At 64.1% G+C, this 21,003-nt stretch carries 21 protein-coding genes; 16 read left to right on the top strand and 5 right to left on the bottom strand.

Annotated elements, in window-relative coordinates:
* Position 1 precedes the first annotated feature (1 nt).
* The 10 genes from AC0QDI_RS10770 to AC0QDI_RS10725 all read left to right on the top strand — a co-directional run bounded on the left by AC0QDI_RS10770 (position 2) and on the right by AC0QDI_RS10725 (position 6,391).
* Positions 2-394, top strand: coding sequence for a 30S ribosomal protein S8 (locus tag AC0QDI_RS10770; RefSeq protein ID WP_098725838.1), 393 nt, complete (start codon positions 2-4; stop codon positions 392-394).
* Positions 395-396: 2 nt separating this feature from the next.
* A complete protein-coding gene (locus AC0QDI_RS10765) occupies positions 397-930 on the top strand; it encodes a 50S ribosomal protein L6 (protein ID WP_474667971.1) in 534 nt (177 codons plus the stop codon).
* Positions 931-933: 3 nt separating this feature from the next.
* Positions 934-1,671 (top strand): 50S ribosomal protein L32e, encoded by a 738-nt coding sequence (locus AC0QDI_RS10760; protein WP_474667969.1) that lies wholly within the window; start codon positions 934-936, stop codon positions 1,669-1,671.
* Positions 1,664-2,113, top strand: a complete 450-nt coding sequence (locus AC0QDI_RS10755; protein WP_474667967.1) for a 50S ribosomal protein L19e — start codon at positions 1,664-1,666, stop codon at positions 2,111-2,113. Before AC0QDI_RS10760 ends, AC0QDI_RS10755 begins: the two co-directional genes overlap by 8 nt.
* Positions 2,113-2,661, top strand: a complete 549-nt coding sequence (locus AC0QDI_RS10750) for a 50S ribosomal protein L18 (protein ID WP_098725842.1) — start codon at positions 2,113-2,115, stop codon at positions 2,659-2,661. The genes AC0QDI_RS10755 and AC0QDI_RS10750 overlap by 1 nt, the downstream gene beginning before the upstream one ends.
* Complete coding sequence (locus tag AC0QDI_RS10745; RefSeq protein ID WP_474667965.1) at positions 2,658-3,311, top strand: 30S ribosomal protein S5; 654 nt, start codon at positions 2,658-2,660, stop codon at positions 3,309-3,311. Before AC0QDI_RS10750 ends, AC0QDI_RS10745 begins: the two co-directional genes overlap by 4 nt.
* Positions 3,308-3,775: a 50S ribosomal protein L30 gene (locus AC0QDI_RS10740; RefSeq protein WP_474667963.1), complete on the top strand. Its 468-nt coding sequence runs from the start codon at positions 3,308-3,310 to the stop codon at positions 3,773-3,775. Before AC0QDI_RS10745 ends, AC0QDI_RS10740 begins: the two co-directional genes overlap by 4 nt.
* Positions 3,776-3,777: 2 nt before the next feature.
* The gene (locus tag AC0QDI_RS10735; RefSeq protein WP_474667961.1) at positions 3,778-4,278 is read left to right on the top strand and encodes an uL15m family ribosomal protein; all 501 of its coding nucleotides are present in this window, start codon (positions 3,778-3,780) and stop codon (positions 4,276-4,278) included.
* 2 nt (positions 4,279-4,280) lie between these two features.
* Positions 4,281-5,744 (top strand): preprotein translocase subunit SecY, encoded by a 1,464-nt coding sequence (gene secY / locus AC0QDI_RS10730; RefSeq protein ID WP_474667959.1) that lies wholly within the window; start codon positions 4,281-4,283, stop codon positions 5,742-5,744.
* Between the two features lie 131 nt (positions 5,745-5,875).
* Entirely contained in the window at positions 5,876-6,391 is a 516-nt protein-coding gene (locus AC0QDI_RS10725; protein WP_474667957.1) for a hypothetical protein, read from the top strand.
* A gap of 200 nt (positions 6,392-6,591) precedes the next feature.
* Here the strand turns inward: AC0QDI_RS10725 and AC0QDI_RS10720 are convergent, their stop codons facing one another.
* Positions 6,592-6,753 (bottom strand): hypothetical protein, encoded by a 162-nt coding sequence (locus tag AC0QDI_RS10720; protein WP_474667955.1) that lies wholly within the window; start codon positions 6,751-6,753, stop codon positions 6,592-6,594.
* A gap of 299 nt (positions 6,754-7,052) precedes the next feature.
* Between AC0QDI_RS10720 and AC0QDI_RS10715 the strand changes: the two genes are divergently transcribed.
* The 4 genes from AC0QDI_RS10715 (at position 7,053) to AC0QDI_RS10700 (ending at position 12,084) form a co-directional block, all read left to right on the top strand.
* Positions 7,053-7,634, top strand: a complete 582-nt coding sequence (locus tag AC0QDI_RS10715; protein WP_474667953.1) for a uracil-DNA glycosylase — start codon at positions 7,053-7,055, stop codon at positions 7,632-7,634.
* Between the two features lie 68 nt (positions 7,635-7,702).
* The gene (locus AC0QDI_RS10710) at positions 7,703-7,996 is read left to right on the top strand and encodes a hypothetical protein (protein WP_474667951.1); all 294 of its coding nucleotides are present in this window, start codon (positions 7,703-7,705) and stop codon (positions 7,994-7,996) included.
* A gap of 325 nt (positions 7,997-8,321) precedes the next feature.
* Positions 8,322-9,788: a flippase gene (locus AC0QDI_RS10705; RefSeq protein ID WP_474667949.1), complete on the top strand. Its 1,467-nt coding sequence runs from the start codon at positions 8,322-8,324 to the stop codon at positions 9,786-9,788.
* A gap of 385 nt (positions 9,789-10,173) precedes the next feature.
* Positions 10,174-12,084: a phosphotransferase gene (locus AC0QDI_RS10700; protein WP_474667947.1), complete on the top strand. Its 1,911-nt coding sequence runs from the start codon at positions 10,174-10,176 to the stop codon at positions 12,082-12,084.
* Between the two features lie 111 nt (positions 12,085-12,195).
* Here AC0QDI_RS10700 and AC0QDI_RS10695 read toward each other — a convergent pair whose 3' ends face one another.
* On the bottom strand, positions 12,196-12,462 hold the full coding sequence (locus tag AC0QDI_RS10695) for a cytochrome C oxidase subunit IV family protein (protein WP_474667945.1): 267 nt from the start codon (positions 12,460-12,462) through the stop codon (positions 12,196-12,198).
* A 172-nt stretch (positions 12,463-12,634) separates the two neighbouring features.
* Here AC0QDI_RS10695 and AC0QDI_RS10690 point away from each other — a divergent pair, with 172 nt between their 5' ends.
* Complete coding sequence (locus AC0QDI_RS10690; RefSeq protein WP_474667943.1) at positions 12,635-14,035, top strand: hypothetical protein; 1,401 nt, start codon at positions 12,635-12,637, stop codon at positions 14,033-14,035.
* A gap of 135 nt (positions 14,036-14,170) precedes the next feature.
* The gene (locus AC0QDI_RS10685; RefSeq protein WP_474667941.1) at positions 14,171-14,458 is read left to right on the top strand and encodes a DUF7410 domain-containing protein; all 288 of its coding nucleotides are present in this window, start codon (positions 14,171-14,173) and stop codon (positions 14,456-14,458) included.
* A gap of 339 nt (positions 14,459-14,797) precedes the next feature.
* Here the strand turns inward: AC0QDI_RS10685 and AC0QDI_RS10680 are convergent, their stop codons facing one another.
* The 3 genes from AC0QDI_RS10680 to AC0QDI_RS10670 all read right to left on the bottom strand — a co-directional run bounded on the left by AC0QDI_RS10680 (position 14,798) and on the right by AC0QDI_RS10670 (position 20,904).
* Positions 14,798-17,293 carry a cbb3-type cytochrome c oxidase subunit I gene (locus tag AC0QDI_RS10680; RefSeq protein ID WP_474667939.1) on the bottom strand — a complete coding sequence of 832 codons (2,496 nt, stop codon included), beginning with the start codon at positions 17,291-17,293 and terminating at the stop codon, positions 14,798-14,800.
* Complete coding sequence (coxB, locus tag AC0QDI_RS10675) at positions 17,293-18,318, bottom strand: cytochrome c oxidase subunit II (RefSeq protein ID WP_474667937.1); 1,026 nt, start codon at positions 18,316-18,318, stop codon at positions 17,293-17,295. Before coxB ends, AC0QDI_RS10680 begins: the two co-directional genes overlap by 1 nt.
* A 342-nt stretch (positions 18,319-18,660) precedes the next feature.
* Positions 18,661-20,904: an amino acid permease gene (locus AC0QDI_RS10670; RefSeq protein WP_474667935.1), complete on the bottom strand. Its 2,244-nt coding sequence runs from the start codon at positions 20,902-20,904 to the stop codon at positions 18,661-18,663.
* Between the last annotated feature and the right edge of the window lie 99 nt (positions 20,905-21,003).

The raw sequence follows: 21,003 nt of genomic DNA, 5'->3' as shown, positions 1-21,003 counted from the left end.
CATGACCGGAAACGATCCACTCAGTAACGCGCTCTCGGGACTCGATAACGCCGAGAGTGTGGGTCATCTCACCCACGAGGTAACGCCCGCCTCGAACGAAATCGGCAGCGTACTCGAGGTCTTCTACGACCGCGGGTACATCGACGGCTTCGAGTACGTCGACGACGGTAAAGCCGGTCAGTTCGAGGTCGAATTGAAAGGAGCGATCAACCAGTGCGGCCCCATCAAGCCCCGCTACGCCGTCGGCTCCGAGGACTTCGAGAAGTGGGAGAAGCGCTATCTCCCCGCTCGAGACTTCGGTGCGCTCGTCGTCACGACGAGCAGCGGCATCATGAGCCACTACGAGGCTCGTGAGCAGGGTATTGGGGGCCAGGTGATCGCATACGTCTACTGACCATGCGAGTAGAACTGGAAATTCCCGAGAACGTAACCGTCGAGGTCGATCGGTTCGACGTGACCGTCGAAGGGCCGGAAGGCAGCGTGACGCGCCGCCTCTGGTACCCCGACGTGACCGTCGAGACCGGCGACGATCAGGTGGTAATCGAGAGCGGTGCTGAGGACGCGAAGACGAATTCGACCGTCGGCACCTTCGAGAGCCACATTCGAAACGCCTTCCACGGCGTGACCGCGGGCTGGGAGTACGAGATGGAAGTCTTCTACTCTCACTTCCCGATGCAGGTCCGCGTGGAAGGCGAGGAGGTCGTCATCGAGAACTTCCTCGGCGAAAAGGCACCGCGACGAACGACTATCCACGGTGAAACCGACGTTGCCGTCGACGAGGAGCGACTCGTCCTGTCCGGCCCCGACAAAGAAGATGTCGGACAGACGGCGGCCGACATCGAGCAGCTGACGAAGGTCAGCGGCAAGGACACCCGCGTCTTCCAGGACGGGGTCTACATCACCACCAAACCCGCCAAAGGAGGCGTCTAAAAGATGGCAGACGATCAATCGAACGACGAGCAAGCCTCGGACGACGCCCGAACGCTCGAGGACATCAGCGGCGTCGGCGCGAGCAAAGCGGACGCGCTGCGCGATGCCGGTTTCGAGTCCATCGAGGACGTCAAGGAAGCCGACCAGGACGACCTGGCCGATGCCGACGGCGTCGGGAACGCGCTCGCGGCTCGTATCAAGGCCGACGTCGGCGACCTCGAGGTCACCGACGAGACCGAAGCCGAGATCGAGGACGAGAGCGCCGAGGAAGAAGAACCCGACGAAGACGTCGAGACGGAACTGCAGCCCCGCGGGCTGACCGAGAAGACGCCCGACCTCTCCGAGAACGAGGAGCGACTCCTCAACCGCCGCCGGAGCGAGGGGAAACCGCAGTTCAAGCGACAGGACTACCACAAGAAAAAGCGGACGCCGGAATCCTGGCGACGACCCCGCGGCCAGCTGTCCAAGCAGCGCCGCGGCGTCAAGGGCAAGGGCCCGAAAGTCGAGGCCGGTTTCCGAACGCCGAAAGCGGTCCGGGGGAAACACCCCAGCGGCTTCGAGGAAGTGTACGTCGAGAATCTCGGCGACCTCGAGGGCGTCGACGGCGACAGCGAAGCGGTCCGCATCGCCTCTGCGGTCGGCGCGCGCAAGCGCGAACGGATCGAAGAGGAAGCGGAAGACCAGGGCATTCGCGTCCTGAACCCGACCTACGAGGAAGTCGAGGTGGAATCAGATGACTGATCTGAGCGCACAGAAGCGACTGGCGGCCGACGTCATGGACGTCGGCAAGAACCGCGTCTGGTTCGACCCGGACGCGCAGGGAGACATCGCCGAAGCGATTACTCGCGACGAGATCCGCGAACTCGTCGACGAGGGTCGCATTCAGGCCGACGAACCCTCCGGTAACTCTCGCGGTCGCGCCCGCGAGCGCAACGCGAAACGCGCCTACGGCCACCAGAACGGCCAGGGCAAGCGCCGCGGCAAGAAGGGCGCGCGCCAGAACGAGAAAGAAGAATGGCAGAAGAAGATTCGCGCACAGCGCCGGAAGCTACGCGACCTCCGCGACAAGGGCGAACTGACGCCCACGCAGTACCGCACGCTCTACAAGAAGGCGGGCGGCGGGGAGTTCCGTAGCGTCCAGTACCTGTTGAACTATATCGACGAAAACTACGGTGACCAATAATGGCGACAGGACCACGATACAAAGTGCCGATGCGGCGTCGCCGTGAGGTCCGGACGGACTACCACCAGAGGTTGCGCCTGCTGAAATCGGGAAAGCCCCGCCTCGTTGCTCGCAAGAGTAACAAGCATACTACGGCGCAGCTGATCACTCCCGGACCTCAGGGAGACGAGACGCTTGCAAGCGCGCACTCGAGCGATCTGGCGGAGTACGGCTGGGACGCCCCCACGAGTAACATTTCCGCGGCGTATCTGACCGGCCTCCTGGCCGGCAAACGAGCCGTCGACGCCGGTCTCGAGGAAGCGGTCCTCGACATCGGCCTCAACACGGCGACGCCCGGCAACAAGGTGTTTGCGGTACAGGAGGGCGCGATCGACGCCGGCCTCGAGATCCCGCACAACGACAGCGTACTCGCTGACTGGTCGCGCACGCGCGGCGAGCATATCGCCGACTACGCCGAACAGCTCGACGAGCCGCTGTACAGCGGCGAGTTCGACGCAACGGATCTCCCTGAACACTTCGACGAGGTACGAGAGGCGATTCTCGAATGAGTAACTACAACGATAGCGGATGGGAACCCGTCACCCGTCTCGGCCGGAAGGTCCAGGAGGGCGAAATCGAGGACATGGAGACCGCCCTCAACTCGGGCCTCCCGCTGAAGGAACCCGAAATTATCGACCAGCTCCTCCCCGGACTGGAAGACGAAGTACTGGACATCAACATGGTCCAGCGGATGACCGACTCCGGACGACGCGTGAAGTTCCGCTGCGTCGTCGCCGTCGGCGACCGAAACGGGTTCGTCGGCTACGCCGAGGGTCGAGACGACCAGGTCGGCTCTGCCATCCAGAAAGCGATCGGTATCGCGAAGCTGAACATGATCCAGGTGCCCCGCGGTTCGGGTTCCTGGGAGGACCGCTCGGAACGGCCTCACTCGCTAACGCGGAAGACGACCGGCAAAGCCGGCTCCGTCGTCGTCGAGGTCATTCCGGCCCCCGAAGGGCTGGGACTGGCCGCCAGCGACACCGTCCGTCACGTCCTCGAGCTGGCCGGCATCGAGAACGCCTGGACGAAGAGCCACGGCAACACTCGAACGACGGTCAACCTCGCGAAAGCGACGTACAACGCGCTCGAGAACGCTTCGCAGTCGCGACAGCCGCGACAGCGAGGCGGCCGAGACGAAGCCGAGGTGGCCGATCAATGAAAGCGATCGTCCAGATCCGCGGCGAAGTGAATCGACAGGAAGACGTCCAGGACACCCTGTCGATGCTCAATATCCACAACGTCAACCACTGCACGCTCGTCCCCGAAACCGACCCGTACGAGGGGATGATCGCCAAGGTCAACGACTACGTCGCCGTCGGAGAGCCCGACGCGGACGTGATCGAGACCCTGCTCGCGAAGCGAGCGGAGCCCCTCGAGGGCAAGCAGGCGGACGTCGACGAGGAGTGGCTGGTCGACAACACGGAGTACGACGACTTCGGCGAACTGGCCGAGGCGCTCCTGGCGGAGGAGACGACGCTTCGTGACGAGGGACTGTCACCGACGCTTCGACTCCACCCGCCGCGGGGGGGTCACGACGGTATCAAAAAGCCGACCGTCGAGGGCGGCCAACTCGGAAAGCATACAACCGGGGAGATTAACGACCTCCTAGAATCGATGCGATAATCATGACGAGCAAAAAACGACGCCAGCGCGGATCGCGGACCCACAGCGGCGGTTCCCACAAGAATCGACGCGGTGCGGGCCATCGCGGTGGCCGCGGCCGTGCCGGGCGCAGCAAACACGAGTTCCACAACTACGAACCGAAGGGGAAACACGGCTTCAAGCGACCCCACGACATCCGCGAGACGGTCGCGGAGATCGACGTCCAGAAGTTAGACGAGGACGCGATCCTCTACGTCGCGGAGGACCTCGCCGAGGAGACCGACGACGGGTACGTACTCGACGCGCGCGATATCGTCGAGGACGGCCACGAAGTCGACGTCGTCAAGGTCCTCGGATCGGGCCAGGTCCGCAATCAGCTGACGGTCACCGCGGACGCGTTCTCCGCCGCGGCCGAGGAGAAACTCGAGTCCGGCGGCGGTGAGGCGGTCCTCTCCGAGCGCGGCGAGGAACGCGCGGCCGAGGCCGAGGACGACGAAGCCGACGCTGAACAGGACGAGGAATAACTATGGGATGGAAGGAAGCCGCTGAACCGGTCCTGACGAGGATGCCAGCAGTGCGCCGTCCGGAGGGGCACGTCCCCTTCAAGCGGAAGCTGATGTGGACGGTCGGCATCCTCATGTTGTACTTCTTCCTGACGAACATCACGCTGCTCGGGTACCAGTCCGGCGGGGCGGACGACCTCTTCGGACAGTTCCGCGCGATCCTCGCCGGGGCGCACGGATCGGTGCTTCAGGTCGGTATCGGACCGATCGTCACCGCGAGCATCGTCTTGCAGCTGCTCGGCGGTGCGAACCTGCTCGGGCTCGATACGGACGATCCCCGGGATCAGGTTCTCTACCAGGGCCTCCAGAAGGTACTGGTCGTCATGATGGTCATCCTGACCGGGCTCCCGATGGTGTTCGCCGGCGGCTTCCTGCCAGCAGTGCCCCAGCTCCAGCTCGGCGGGCTCACCCTCGATCAGACGCAGGTACAGATGCTGATGTTCGCCCAGATCGTCATGGGCGGTATCCTCATCCTCTACATGGACGAGGTCGTCAGCAAGTGGGGCGTCGGCAGCGGGATCGGCCTGTTCATCATCGCCGGCGTGAGCCAGCGACTGGTCTCCGGACTCATCAACCCCGTTCAAGGCGGGTTCTTCTTCGACTGGTACCGCATCCTGACCGGACAGGTCGAGATGGGGTCGCTCATCTCCGGCGCTGGCCTACAGACGCTGTTGCTCGGCGAGGGACACATCATCGCCCTGTTCACGACGGTGCTCATCTTCGGGATCGTCGTCTACGCGGAGTCGGTCCGCGTCGAGATCCCGCTGAGCCACGCCCGGGTCAAGGGCGCTCGCGGTCGCTTCCCCGTGAAGCTCATCTACGCGAGCGTCCTGCCGATGATCCTCGTTCGCGCAGTGCAGGCGAACATCCAGTTCATGGGGCAGATCCTCAATCAACAGTGGGCGGGGATGCCCGCCTGGCTCGGGAGTTACTCGCAGGGCCAACCCGACGGCGGGTTCTTCTACTACGTGGCCCCGATCTACTCGCCCCAGGACTGGTTGTGGATTACTGCCCCCGTCACTCAGGAGTGGTGGCAAGTGATGATCCGGATCGGCATCGACGTCACCTTCATGGTCGTCGGTGGCGCGATCTTCGCCATCTTCTGGGTCGAGACGACGGACATGGGCCCCGAGTCCACGGCGAAACAGATTCAGAACTCCGGGATGCAGATTCCCGGCTTCCGACAGAACATCGGCGTCATCGAGAAGGTCATGGAGCGCTATATTCCGCAAGTGACCGTCATCGGCGGTGCGCTGGTCGGCCTGCTGGCCGTCTGGGCCAACATGCTCGGCACCATCGGCGGTGTGAGCGGAACCGGGCTGCTGCTGGCCGTCTCAATCACGTACAAGCTGTACGAGGAGATCGCCGAGGAGCAGATGATGGAGATGCATCCGATGATGCGCGAGATGTTCGGCGGCGGCGACTAACGCCCATCTCGTCTCTCTTTCAGTTCTTCAGACCGTGAGCGGCTGCTCCATCGCACCGGTGAGTACCGAACTGTACCCCGCCGTTGGCCGGCCGGTGAGAGACATACCCCGCTGCACGACGTACCCCGACCATGGTCAACGCCTTCTGGCTCGATCGCGACCTCGAGCGAGCCGCGGCGTGGCTCGTCGATCGCCACGTCACGAGCAGCGTCTTCGAGTGTTCGATGGTGCTGACGACGGCGGTCCAGCGAAACGGCTACCCGAAATCCGACGCGCTGTACTTCACGCATCCCGACCACCCGCTGACTCGCTGGGCGGCGCGATCGATCGCCAACTGGCGGACCCTTCGGGACTACACCGACGCGGCGCACGAGGAGTGGCGCTATCGCTGGGATCACGACCCGACGGAGCGCCACGGCTGCTGGGCGACCGTTCGATCGCTCGACGACGACCGGGTTCGCGACCTCGAGTGGCCGGCCGAGGGCCGCGAGGACCCGCCGCAGGTGACGGACGGGTGGACGGCCGACGACTACGTCGACGCTTATCGCTACTACTACGCGAACGAGAAGCGGCACCTGTTCGAGTGGTCGAAAGCGCGGTCGATGCCGCCCTGGATCCCGGAGTATACGGTCGACGGGACGGGGTGACGTCCGATCCGCGCTCGCGTTATGACGGGACGCGAAGCCTGCACGGCTGCGTGAGATGCGGGGCCGGGAGCAGTCGCTGTCGACGCGAGCGATCAAACCGCGTTCGACTGCCGGCGCTTCATACGGACTACTGTAAGTCATTTCCAGCGCGACCGCAGGCCGGACGCGGTCGCGCCGCTAAATCGTTACAGTAGACCGTATCAGTCGGAGATCGGCTGCATCTCGGCTCGGTCGTGGCGGGTGGCGAGATAGCGGGCGACTTCGTCGTGGGTGTGGGCCCCGACGAGGTGGTCCTCGAGCGTCCGATCGAGCTCCAGTACGTCACGGCAGATCGGACACTCGGTCGGCGGTGTGAATGCCATCTGTTCTTCACCATCCGTCCGTTCGAGGGAAAGCGCTACAGCATGCATATGCCCGCGATCCGTTTCGAGCGGGCCATCGATCGGCACGGTCTCGGTCGCCCCTCGACGGCTCCCGGCGAGAGGACTGCGCGCCGAACGGCACGGGATCGCTGTTTCGGTGGGCGACTGCCTCGAGCGAGCGGTACCCCAGCCGTCGGCGGCGGCTCTACCCGTCGAGCGACGGCCGCCGGTACGACCGCTCGGTCGGGTAGCGTGCGCAGCGAAAAGGTGTTTCCTCGACGCAGTCGCAGTCCCACTCGATGAGCGACCGAACCGCGACCGACTGGGAGTTCGACGCGGAGTTCGAGACGGTTCTCGAGACGGTGCCCGACGACCAGTTCGATCGGGATCGGTTCGTCCCCGGCGTCGGACCGCTGTCGGCGGACGTGATGCTCGTCGGCGAGGCCCCGGGCGAGCAGGAAGTCACGCAGGGAGAACCCTTCGTTGGGCAGGCCGGAAAGCAACTCGACCGAGCGCTCGAGGCGATCGGCTACGACCGTCGCGATCTCTATATCACCAACCTCGTCAAAGTACGGCCGCCGGAGAACCGCGATCCCTACGTCGACGAGATCGAGGCCTGGTGGCCGGTGCTCGAGGCGGAGATCGAGCGCGTCGATCCGAGCGTGCTCGTTCCGCTGGGGAGTTTCGCGACGGACGAACTCCTCGAGACGGACGAGACGATCACCGACCTGCACGGGCGCGAGTTCGAGCGCGAGGCGCGTGGCACTTCGGGCGAGGTCTGCCGCGTCGTGCCGGCGTTCCATCCGGCGGCGGCGCTGTACGACCGGAGCAAGGTCGACGCCGTGGAGTCGGATCTGCGGACGGCCCTCGAGTTAGCGTGACGGAACCGGGGCCGCCCGGGTCGTGCAGGCCGAGACGGCTTCCGGGGTGGAGCGTTACTGTCGACGGAATGAGTCCCACCGTTACCGACGACGACGTCGGCAAGCCCGTCGAAAGTGCAGACGGCGAGACGCTCGGTACCGTCGTCGCCGCCGACGAAGAGGGTGCACACCTCGATCCGGAACCGGATATGACCGACTCGATCAAGGCCGTGCTCGACTGGGAGCCCGCGTCCGGTGACATCGTCCCGCTCGAGGACGACGCGATCGACGAGATCACCAACGATACGGTCCGGCTCAGGGCGGAGTTCTCGGCGGAAAGCGTCGCACCGGACGACGAGCCCGAACCCGAACTCGAGGGGTGACGACTGGGCGAATCGGGACGGAGACACCGACGGCTGACTCCTCGCTGCCGCCCGGTCGACAGCCGTCCGGTCACCGAACGAGATTCTCGAGCGGCGTCGCGCGGGTTACGTCATCCCTTCCGGAGGGGAGCCCGTCTCGATTGCGGGTAGGCGGATGATAACAATGCCGTCCGTCGGCGACGGTCAACGCAGTGATCAGGAACGTGCTCGCCGTTCGTCACCGGTCGGACCGTGCGACGGCAGATCCCCGGTCCGCGCTCGTGAAGTCGACGACGTCGCGCTGTCGTCGCCTCTCGACTGACCCGGCCGGCGTTCGCGTTGACTAATGTCCGTTACTGAGCGAATCGTCGACGGCTTCAAGGCGACGCTGGGGGCTCGTCTCGTCACCAACATCGCGAACGGGGTGTTGATGCTGCTGCTCGCGCGGGAACTGCTCACGCCCGACGAGTACGGGTTGCTGTTCTTCGTGATCGCGGTTATCGGCGTCGCGGGGATGTTTACCGATCTCGGAATCGCTCGCTCGGCCGCCCGATACGTCTCCGAGTCCAAGGAGACCGATCCCGGCAAGATCCCGTACCTCCTCCGGACGTCGCTCGGATTTCGACTGGCGTTGATCGGCATCGTTTCCACCGCGCTGATTGTCGGCCACGAGCAACTCGCTGCCCTTCTCAAGACGCCGGAAGCGGCGACGCTACTGCTGGTCGGCGGCGTCTATCTCGTCTTTCAGTCGCTGAACTCCTACACCCAGACGGTCTTTCAGGGGTTCAACCAGGTCGAACTCAGCGCCGTCGTCAACGTCGTCAACAACGTCACGCGGGTCGGCTTCGTCGTCGCCTTTACCGTCCTCGGACTCGGCGTCGTCGGCGCGATGATGGGGTATCTGGTCGGCGCAGTGCTCGCGGCAGTCGTCGGAATCGTCCTCCTCTACCGACGGTTCTACGTGACCTACGACGACGACGGCGGTGAGACGACGCTGCGCAATCGAATGCTGCGGTACAGCATCCCGCTGACCGCCTCGACCAGCGCGAGCATCCTCGACAACCGGATCGATACGGTTCTCGTCGGGTTCTTCCTCAATCCGGTGGCCGTGAGCTACTACGTGCTCAGTAAGCAGATCACGGAGTTCGTGCTCGTTCCCGCCGGCTCGCTGGGCTTCTCCGTCTCGCCGACATACGGCGAACAGAAGGCCAACGACGCGCTCGAGGAGGCGGCGCGGATCTACGAGTCGACGCTGCAGTACGTCCTCCTCCTCTACATTCCGGCGGCAGTCGGGCTGATCCTCGTCGCCGATCCGGCCATTCGGCTCGTGTTCGGCGCGGACTACGCCGGCGCCGTCCCCGTCCTTCAGCTGATGGCGATCTACGTTATCTTCCAGGCGATCACCAACGTGACGACCAACGGGCTGGATTACCTCGGCCGCGCGTCCGACCGCGCGATCGCGAAGGGAGTCACCTCCGCGGCCAACGCCGTCCTCAACGTGCTCTTGATCCCGCGGTTCGGCGTCGCCGGGGCGGCGTTCGCCACCGTCGTCACCTACGGCGTCTACACGGCCGTTAACGTCTTCGTCATGTACCGCGAGATCGCGTTCGATTACGGCGGCGTCGGCCGATCGGTCGCGCTCATCGCCCTCATTTCAGCGGGGATGGGCGTCGCCGTCCTCGTTCTGGTTCCCTACGTCTCGAACCTGATCGCCCTCACCGGCGTGATCGCACTCGGCGTCGGCATCTGGGGCTGCTTGATCACGTTCAGCGGGCTGGTCGATCCTCGAGAGACGCTCGCGCTGTTGACCTAGCCTCGTCGGCGGTCGCTGGTCTCGGGTTTCCGGGCGTCCCCGTTCTCGATCCCACCTCTATTTTGTTCCCCTGCTCTCGATTCTCGACTCACTATTTTCTGCTCGAGACACGGGTTCGGTCGTCGCGTTCCCCCGAGTGGCGACCGATTGCGTTCGGGTGACCGACTGGCCTGCGCTGTGTCCGTGCGCTCACGCTCGACTCGCGGCATTCCGGTCCGTTCGTGCGCTCACGCTCGACTCGCGGCATTCCGGTCCGTTCGTGCGCTCACGAGAGTGGCCGCTCTCACATCGGCTCGCTCGTCTCCGCTGGTAACAATACCCTTCCGGAGCGCTATATACCGGTAACGCGTTCATATCAAAATACGATATAGTCGGCATCGAGAACGTGAACACACGACCCCTCGATTCCGATACCGACGGGGCAGCCCTCCAATCGTTCGTCGATCAGTTCGAGCGGGGTGAGCGACACGCGGCGGTCCGAACTCTGCTCGAGACCGCCGACGAGCCGCGTTCGATACTCACGTCGCTCTTCGGCGTCGGATACGACGGCTGGTACGCCCTCGTCGCCGACGATATCTCCGGCTCCTGTCTCGATCTCAGTCCCGGCTGGGGACGCACGACGCCGCTTCTGAGTCGACTCGCCGACACGGTCTACACGCATCAGCCGACCGATACCGGTAGGCGGTTCCTCGAGGCCCGACCGGCGCTCGAGGGGGCCGACGTCGTGTCGCTCGCGGGCGACGACCTCGCTTCGGCGGTCCGCGATCGTTCGTTCGAGACGATCGTTACGACGGGACCGCGGGCACCGGACCGCGACTTCTTCGATCACGTCGACGAGCTCACCGCGTCGCTCGAGGACGGGGGGACGCTCGTCACCGAGACACACGGCTGGCCCCGAACGACCGGGGCGACCGATCTGGTCGGCCTCGAGAGCGGATCGGCGACGACCGGCGATCGGTCCCCGGCGACAGTCTGGCGATCGATCCCCTCGCGGTTCGTCGCGGCCCTCGAGGACAGGGGGTTTGACGAGGTCGAACTGTTCGGGCTCCTCCCCGGTGGAAGTCGATACCGGTGGGCGGTGCCGGTCGCCGATCCCGACGCCCTCGAATGGGTGTTGGACACGATCGAGGCGGACACGACGGCGGCTCGGCTGCTTCGTGGCGGTGCGACCCTCGCCAACAGAATGGGCGTCGTCTCACAGTCGTATCCTAGTTACGTCGCCGTCTGCCGGACGCGGCCGTCGGCGTCGAAAGCGGACGCCGAATCGGGGGCTGGCTCCGAGCGGACGCGAGTGCTCCGACGCGGCGCGAACCGGTCGATCGTCTTCGAACTCGCTGACGGCGACCTCGAGTCCGTCCGGAAAGTACCGAACGCCCCCCACCACGGCCGCTACAACGAACGCGCGGCGTCGACCCTCTCGGCGCTCGCGGCTGCGGACAGCCCGTTGACGGGGACGCTCCCCGACGTGGCGCTCGAGGAGTCTCCGCTCGGTCCGGTGCTGTCGGAATCACCGGCCGCGGGCGCGCCGCTCATGGACGTCGTGGCTCGACTGGAGACGCCACCCGATCCGGACGCTTTCGCTCGGATCCTCGAGACGGGACTCGACTGGATCGGTCGGCTACAGCGAACCCACGCGGGGCCTCGCGTGACGGTGTCACCGAAGACGGTCCATCGCGAGCTGACCCCGTCCGAACTCGACGTGACGCCGCCGGCGGTGTCCGAGCCGGTCGAGTATCCGACGGTCCCCGCACACGGGGACTACCACCCGGGCAACGTCCTCGTCGCCGACGACGGCGCGATCGAGCGCGTCATCGACTGGGAGTACAGCGCGCTCGATCGAAACCCCGTCGCTGATCCCGGCTTCTTCACCCTGAAACTCGCCGAATTCGCGTTCGGCGACTTCGAGGCCGGCGTTCGGGCCACGCTGCTCGAAGAGACGCCCCACGCCGACCGCGTGTACGAGCAACTGAGCGCTTACTGCGACGCGATCGGCGTTCGCCCGCGGACGTTCGGTACCTATCTCGGACACGCCCTCGTGACCCAGACCGACGTTCACTTCGAATCCGACAGCCCGTGGCGCTTCCACGCGAATCCGCGGGAGAAATGCGATCGATTGCGGTTCCTCTACGCCAACCTCGAGCAAATCCGGGACCGACTCGACCGCCAGCAAACGGAGTATCCCGCCGATTCGAAGCCACTGGCCGACTCCAGTTCAGACGCGGACGCAGCCGAGTCCGGCCCTCGCGAGTCCGTTCGTGCTGTGGACACCTCCTTCGAGCAGTCACGTCACCGGTGAGCGTCGAGCGATGGGACTGTCCGATCGGTAGAGTGGTGCCGACGGCACTGACATCGTCAGAAAGGAGAGAGAAGGTTCGATTCGGTTTCAAACGCCGGCTGTGTGGTGGCGTTACTGGATCGAGTACCCTGCTGCGAGGGTGAGCAGGAGCACCATGAACAATGCGGTGAGCATCAGGTAGGTGATCGACCGCGGCTCGTCTTTCAGGTGCTGGAAGTAGCCGGCGATCAGGGATACCTTGATGGCCGCCAGAACCATCGTCCCGCCCACTGCGAGTTCGTAGGTGAATATTTCCGGGAAGTGGAAGAAGACGAACTTCCCCGTCGCCAGCAGTATCAGCGCCACGTAAATCAATGCGTAGTTCCGAATACTCGCCATTGGTGAGGAATGAGACTGACGGATACTTATACCTTCCTCATACGATCGCTCGCCGGGCTGGCCGGCGTCTGCGCGCCCGCCGGAAGAAGGTGTTCGATCGACGGTCGCACGGGACCGACCGCGATCGCACGGAAGCGACACGTAGATGGATCGCGGGTGCGAATCGCCGGCAATGAGTGGACGTTCGGCTCTCCGTCGCCGGACCGGCATCGGGTTCGTGTTCGCCCTCGCGGTCCTCGCCGCGAGCACCGGCGTCGTCGCCGCGAGCAACGTGGCAGCCGGCCTCTCCGGGGGCAGCGACGTGTCGGTTCCGACGTGGCTCTACCTCGCGACCGGCGGCGGTGCCGTCGGTGCGTCGGCGCTGTTGACCATGCTCGTCACCGATCGCGACGTGATCGGGACCTACCACGACCGCGCGCTCGAGACCACGACTGACCGGCTCCTGACTGCGGGCTCGCTCCTGCTCGGGGTTGTCGGTCTCCTCGGACTCGCGCTGACCCTGCTCGCCGGAATCTGGGGTCCCGCAATCGGGCTGGTCAGCGCGACCGTCCTGCTGACGTTCGTCGGCGGGCGGGCACTCTTGACGATCGTCGCGTATACCGTCGGCAACCCGTGGCCGGCGCTGAACCCCTGGCGGCGGATCGCCGCGGCGCTGCCCAACGGCTACGAATCGTACCCGTCGGACTTCGGCTCCTGGCCAGCCGTCGTGGCGCTGTTGACGTTCGTCTGGCTCGAGGTCGTCGCCCCGCTGACCTCGTCGGCGCGCGCGCTGGTGTTCGTGCTCGTGATGTACTCGCTGTTTACGATCTCGAGTGCGGTCGTCTTCTCCCCCGAGACGTGGTTCCGTCGCGGCGACCCGCTCTCGTTGTGGTTTCGACTCTACGGCGCCGTCGCACCGATCCAGCGCACCGATGACGGGTTCGAACTGCGATTTCCCGGCTCTCGGCTGAGCGACGACGACCTGGTCACTGACACCTCCGTCGTGGCGTTCGTGCTCGCGCTCGTCTGGGAACTCACCTACAGCGGGTTTATCGTCACTCCGGTTGGCGTTCGGACCGTCAGAGGGCTCGTCGGAATCGGCCTCCCACCGGTACTCGTCTACCTGCTCTTGCTCGTCGGCGGCTTCGCCCTGTTCTGGAAGGTGTACTGGATCGCGATCGATCGGACCCGCGAGCGGGCAGAGACGTACCTCTCCCGTCGGTATCTCGGGCTCCGTTTCGCCGCGCCGCTGCTCGCCATCGCGGCCGGCTACCACTTCGCACACTACATCGGCTTCGGGCTCTCGCTGTGGCCGTCGCTGATCGACGCGCTGGCGATGCCGCTTTCACCGCCGCCGAACCCGACCCGGTACGCGCTCCCGGGCTGGTTCGGCTACGTTGAGATCGCCGGCATCCTGCTCGGCCACGTTCTCGCGGTGTGGGTCAGTCACACCGTCTCTTTCGACCTGTTTCCCGGGAAACTCCAAGCGATCAGGAGCCAGTACCCGCTGATCGTCGTGATGGTCTTTTTCACGATGGCGAGCCTCTATCTCGTCTCCCAGGGCTCGATGAGCCCGCCGTACGTTCCGGGGTAACCGCCCCGCAACCATCTCCTCGACTCGATCCCTTTTCGACCCGCTACTCGTCCGGATTCCTGATTTCTCTCCCACTGACCGCTCGGACTACTGAACCGGCAAACACTTCCTCCCGCCGTCGCAATAGTCGGTCGAATGGCGACCAACCGGTCACTCGAGCGCGAGTACGATGTACCGCCGGAGGAATCGCCCGGCGAGACCTGTCCGTACTGCGGACGGCCGTTCCGATCCGAGCAATACGCCACGTTCCACATCGGTGTCGACCACGCCGGGGAGTGTTCCGAGGACGAACGCGAGGCGTTCGAAGCCGAACGCGACGACGAGGAGTACGACCTCTTCACGTTCCACTTCAAAGCGGCTATCTCAGTGTTTCTGGTCTACTTTTTGTTTACGTTCGTCTACGCGCTGGTCTGGGCCGGCTGACGCTCGGGCTCGAGTCGCTCTCGTCCCGTCGCTTCGGTCGCCTTTGCTGCACTCTCTTCGTTGGCGTCGCTCCGTCTCGCACATCGTCGCTCGAGCCGGTGGGCGGCATTTATGCCGTCTCGCCGCGCTCTCAGCGTTGGCCCGATCTTACGGCCGGTAGCGCTGTGGTCTCTCGAGTGTGGGGAGAACGATCGATCGCCCGGACCGCTACACCAGTATCGGGTACCGGCGGGTGTCGTCAGCGAACGCGACATCCAGGACTCGTAACTCCGTCTCAGTAGCCGTCAGGAAGAATGGAATCGCAGTCGAACGCGAAACGACCCGCGTAGCGGCGAGCCGCTACATCAGGTAGAACAGTGGGAACAGGAAGACCCACACGATGTCGACGAAGTGCCAGTAGAGGCCGAAGTACTCCACCGGCATGTGATCCTCGAGGTAGGCGTCGATCGAGACAACGCGGTAGATCATGAAGCCCGCGACGAGCAGGCCGAGGATGACGTGCAGCGCGTGCAGACCGGTCGTCACGAAGTACAACGAGTACTCGATCCCGCTGAACCAGTAGTGACCGTCGGCGAACTTGCTGCTATACTCGAAGGCCTTGACGCCCATGAACACGAACCCGAGCAGGATCGTCGCGCTGAGCGCGCCGAGCAGCCCCTTCTTGTTCCCGCGTTCGGCCATCACGTGCGCGAGGATGACCGTGAAACTCGAGGTCAGCAGGACGTACGTGTTGAACAGGCCCGCCATCGTGATCGACTCGAGGTGCCAGTTGTCCCAGCCGCCGTGGATGCGCATGAAGATGTACGCACCGATCGCGGCCCCGAAGACGACGACGTCAGAGGCCAGGAAGACCCAGACGCCCATCTTTTCGTTGCTGATGCCGCCGAACGGCCAGCGTTCGGCGATCGCCATCTCGGGAGCGTCGAACTGCTCGCGGCCGAACTGGAACAGCGTGATCCCCATCAGCCCGAGCCCGAGCGCCGTCAGTATCGGGTAGACGATACTCTGGTTGGGTGCCGAGGCCAGACTCACGAAGTCCCCGACACCGCTGTGAATGTTCGACTCGACGAACGAGTAGACGTACGGCGTGATGCCGCTGAGTCCGAGGAAGAAGACGAAGGTCCCGGCACCGATACCGAGCGGCCAGATGCTGGCGTGGTCGGCGTGTTCCTCTTCGTGACTCTCGGTCGTTGCAGCCGCTCCGTGGGCGACGCCGCCGTCGGTCGCCGCGGGGGCGTCGTCGACGAACTCGAGTCGGCCGCTCGCGTAGCTGGGTCGGTTCGGCCAGTTCTCGAGGGGCGGCGGCGAGGGGATCGCCCACTCGGCGGTTCGCGAGAACGTCCACGGGTTGTCCGGCGCGTCGGGGCCGGAAACCAGACTTTTGCCGAGCGTGATGAACACGAGCAACACTCCCGCACCGAGGACGAACGCCCCGACGGTCGCCAGCTGGTGGTAGATCTGTGCGCTCTCAGCGTAGTGGAAGACGCGCCGCGGCGTCTCCCAGGCGAGAAACATCGGGAAGTACAGCAGGTTGAAGCCGAGGAAGTAGACCGCGAAGCTGAGCTTTCCGAGCCGTTCGGAGTACATCTTCCCGGTGATCTTGGGCCACCAGTAGTAGAGGCCACCGAGCAGCGCGGTGACACCGGAGACCATCACGTAGTGGAAGTGCGCGACGACCCAGTAGGTGCCCCGGAACTCGTAGTCGAGGACGACCGCACCGAGGAAGACGCCGGTGATCCCGCCGAGGATGAACAACACGAGCGCACCCAGCGAGAACAGGAACGGCGTCGTGAATCGGACGCGACCCTTGATCATCGTGTAGATCAACGCGAAGACCATCAGGTCGAACGGCAGCGAGATCCCGATCGTCGTCGCCATAAACAGCGTCTTGATCGGGAGGTTGATCGTCGACAGGAACATGTGGTGCATCCAGACCAGGAAGGACTGGACGGCCACCAGGACCATCGCGATGATGACCCATTTCCGGCCGACGAGTCGTCGACCACAGAAGGTCTGGAACGTCTCGAACATGATCCCCAGCGCGGGGAAGAAGACGATGTACACCTCCGGATGGCCGAAGAACCAGAACAGGTGGGCCCACAATAGGCTCGAGCCCTGATCAGTGGCGAAGTACTGCGTGAGGAACAGGCGGTCGACCGACAGCAACAGGAGCGCTGCCAGCAGTGCCGCGAAGGCGAACAGCATCATCCAGATAGTCAACAGCCACGACCACGAGAACATCGGGATGTTCCAGAGGCCGAGCCCTTCGGCTCGAGACCGGTGCATCGTCACGAGGAAGTTTACCGATCCGATCGTGATCGAAACGACGAACAGGGTCAGTGCGAGGATCGTCGCGTTACTGCCGGAGGTCGCGCCTATCGCTGGCGTATACGTCGGGACGTTCAACGGGGCGTACATCGTCCAGCCGCCGGCGAACGTGCCTCCTTGGAAGAACGAGATTCCCATGAGGATGCCCGAGAACAGGTAGAACCAGTAACTCAGGGCGTTCAGTCGCGGGAACGCGAGGTCTTTCGCACCGATCTGCAGGGGAACGAAGTAGTTCGCAAAGCCGCTCGCGACCGGCGAAAGGAACCAGAAGACCATTATCAGCCCGTGCGCCGAGACTGACTGATAGTACTGATCGTTCGACAGCAGTGCGCTGCCGCCGAACTGCATGCCGCCCGACTCCCAGAGGTGGGCGCGGAACAGCAAGGCGAGGACACCACCGAAGATGAGGAAGAACAGCGCCGTCGTGATGTACAGGATTCCGACGTCCTTGTGGTTCGTCGTCACCAACCACCGCTTGACCGATTTCATCGGCGGGAGATCACTCATCAGGCCTCACCTCCGTCGCTCGTGTTGCTTTCATTGGTTTCACTTTCCGTCGCGTTCAGCTCGAGCGTGTAGCTCTCGTCGACCGGACCGGTCATGTCGAACTGCTCTTCGACCGGTTCGAACTGCTGACCGCCCTCGGTCGGTGAGATCGTTACGTTGTAGACGCCGCCCTGTTCGATATCGCTGACGTTGCTGACCGTGATCGTCCCGTTATCGAACTGGTCGTCCGTGTAGGTTTCCTCGAAGTCCCACTCCTGACTCTCGAGGGTCATCTCGTATCCGACATCTCCGTATCCGGTTTCTTCGGAGACGGGAGTCTCGTTTTGGTCTTGAACCGTAATCGACATCGTCAGCTGGTCGTTCATCCACTCCTCGTACGCGTCGGGTTCCATGACCTGTGCCTGTCCGGTCATCGTGGTGTGGAACTCGCCACAGAGCTCGAAGCACTTGATCTCGTGCGTTCCGGGCTCTTCGGCTTCGAACCACGTTTCGTCGTACTCGCCCGGGATCGCGTCGGCTTTCACCTTTTGATCGGGGATACCGAACGCGTGCCAGACGTCGCCCGACGTCACCTGGAGCCAGACTCGCTCGTCCGCGGGGACTCGGAGCGTCGACGTCGATTCGATCCCGTTGTCGTACTCGAAGTACCACGCGAAGCTATCACCGGTCACCTCGACGTTGAGTGCCTCTTCCTGGTTGGCGTCTCCGGGATCTTCGACGTACAGGAGCATCGTGTACGTCCAGATCACCAGCGAAATGACGATGATGGCACTGATTCCAAACGAGAGGAACAGTTTTTTGCCGCCCTTTCCGCCTGTCGGTAACTCCCCCACGGATGGCAGATCCTCGTCTTTCTCGGCGGCCTCGCCGGTATCACGGTACTTGTACGCGTTGTACAACGTGTACGCGACAACGACGATACCGACGAGCGTCCCGAGTCCGAGAAATACCACGAAGATATTCTCGAACACGTCGACGCGGGTCCGCTGCATCGGGGCAATGAGTGCGCTGTAGATTGTATTCATCTCTTTTGTCGGCCAGTTATATGTCGGACGATGGTTGCTGGGGGCACTTATCTATTTGGAAACCGCCCGGACGCGCCCGTTTCTCGAGTCAGACTGCGGCTCGTGGTTCGATCGGCGGACCGTCCGCCGACGTTAGTTTCCCTCATCACGATGTCGTTGGCGTCGACGACCTTTTCTTTATCGTTCTTTCGGCCGGCCGGCGTCGGTTCGGAGACGAAGTATCGCGTACTCGAGCGAACACGTTCGTGACCGCGGTAGCCGAGAACAGTGGTTTCGGATCGACCGCCGGATCCACGAGTTACCGTGCGGACGAGAGGCGCCCACTCTCGCCGGCCGGCGCGATCACTCTCGCCAGCCAAAGAGGCGTTCGCGGAGCGACCGGTCGTGGCTGCGCTGGGCGAGCAACACCGAACAGTCGACGGTTTCGGCGACGTCGTCGATCAGCGACTCTCCCACGAGTCGAGTGAGGAGTCCTCGTTCGGTCGCGCCGACGACCACCATCGTCTGCTCTCGAGCGGCCCGCCCGATCGCAGTCCCGGGATCACCGGCTTCGATCTGCAGGGTCGCGTCCGCGAGATCGTGGTCGGCCGCCCACTCTTCGAGGAACGCTTCCGCGTCGGCGGTCGATTCGTCCTCGTCGCGAACGTACAGCAGCGTAACCTCGCTGTCGTACTCGTCGGCGAGCAGCCCGGCGACGGTCGCGCCGAGCTCGGAGTCGGGTCCGCCGGCGGTCGGAACGAGTATGCGCGACGCGTCGAACCCGCGGTTCTTGAGGACCAGGAAGTCACAGGGGAGATCCCCGGTGAGTTCGTCCATCCGTTGTTCCGCACGGCCGTGTGCGTGTGGTCCCCACCCCATCACGACGAGATCGGCATCGTTCGTCCGCGCGGCGTCGAACACTTCGTCGAACGACCGGTGTGAGAGGATCGTTCTCGTTTCGACGTCGACCCCGAACGTCTCGGCGTCGCGTCGAGCCTGCTCGAGGAGCGCCTCTGATTCCGAGTCGAGCTTCGCCACGTGGTCGGCACCCTTCTCGAGGGGCGTCTGATCGGGAACCTGGACGATGTGGGTCGCGACGACGGTGCCGCCTTTCTGTTTGGCGATCGCGCTGGCGAGCGTGATCAGGTCCGTCTCGTGATCCGGGTTGGCCAGCGGGACCATCACGCGGTAGGCTCCACCGTCGGGTTTGACACTCGTCGCGGCGGTGACGGCGGGTTCGGGCATTTCGTCGGCCCGGTTGAGAATGTATTTGCTGAGGACGCCCTGCTCTTCGGTTTTATCGCGGGCGTAGAGCAAGTACCAGAGCGCGGCGACGACCACGAATACGCCGGAGAGACCGATAACGCGCGGATCGATAAACGCAATGAGGGCGAACGAGAGGATCGCGCCGAGAATCGGCGTGAACGGATAGAACGGGACGCGGTAGTCCGGGTCGTATCCCTCGGGCTCGGCCTCGCGCATGACGATCAACGCGACGTTCAGCAAGCCGTAGATGATGAGGTGGAGGACGCTGCCGGCCGTCGAGAGCGTCCTGATGTCGCCGATGAGCAGGAAGAAGATGATGAAGCCGCCGGTCACCGCGATCGAGCGGTACGGCGTCCCGTAACGGGGATGGATCGCGTTGAGCTCCGGACTGACGAGCTTGTTCCGTCCCATCGCGAAGTTGATCCGCGACGACGCGAGGATCGACGCGTTCGCGGACGAGGCCGTCGCGAGCAGGCCGCCGAGCAAGAGCGCGCCGGCACCGATCGGCCCGATGAGTATGCTGGCGACGTCGACGACCGCCGTATCGTTGTTGGCGACGAGTTCGGTTTCGACGGCGGCGAGGACGGCGAGCAATACCAGCGCGTATATTACGGTGACGAGAACGACGCTGCCGATGACCGCTCGCGGGAGGTTCCGGCCCGGGTCTTTGATCTCTTCGGCGACGGACGTGATCTGGACGAAGCCGAGATACGAGACGAAGATCAGTCCGGTTACCGGTAACAGAGGCGTGAGTCCCTCCTCCGGCGGGACGATCGGTCGGAGCGTCGAGAGATCCGCGTTCATCACCCCGAACGCGGTGAAGACGGCAAGAATGCCGACGAGGATCATAACGATGACGTTCTGGAGGGTTCCGGTCTCCTTCGCGCCGACGTAGTTGACGGTGATGAAGAGCAGTGCCGCACCGATCCCGATCACCTGTGCGGCCGACAGCGAGATGACGTACAGATCCAGCGGTCCGAACGTGAGGCCCCCCATCCGAACGATGTACTCGCCGAACCCGTAGACGTAAAACGCCGATGCGAACGCTAACCCAATCCAGTTTCCCCAGCCGGCGATGGAACCGAACAGCGGTCCGAGGGCTCGGTTGACGTAGAAGTACGCGCCGCCGGATTTCGGCATCGCCGTCCCGAGCTCGCTCGCGGAAAACGCCGTTAGTAGTGCGATTCCGCCGCCGAGAACGAAGGCGACCGCAGCCAGCGGTCCGGCCGATGCGACGGCTTCGCCGGGCAGGACGAAGATCCCGGCTCCGATCATCGTCCCGACACCGATCGTCAGCGCGGCCAGCGGCCCGAGGTCCTTCGCCAGTTCTTCGTCACTCATCGTGGGGGAGTTGACCGCCGACCGCTGGTCGTCGAACGATCGTCGATGGCGGTCGCAGTCCGGCCGTCGGCCGCCGTAACTGGGGAGCGACCGAGCCAG

Source organism: Natrinema sp. LJW11 (assembly GCF_056135975.1).
The sequence above is the reverse complement of the archived record's forward strand: the minus strand, read 5'-3'. Positions and strand labels throughout refer to the sequence as shown.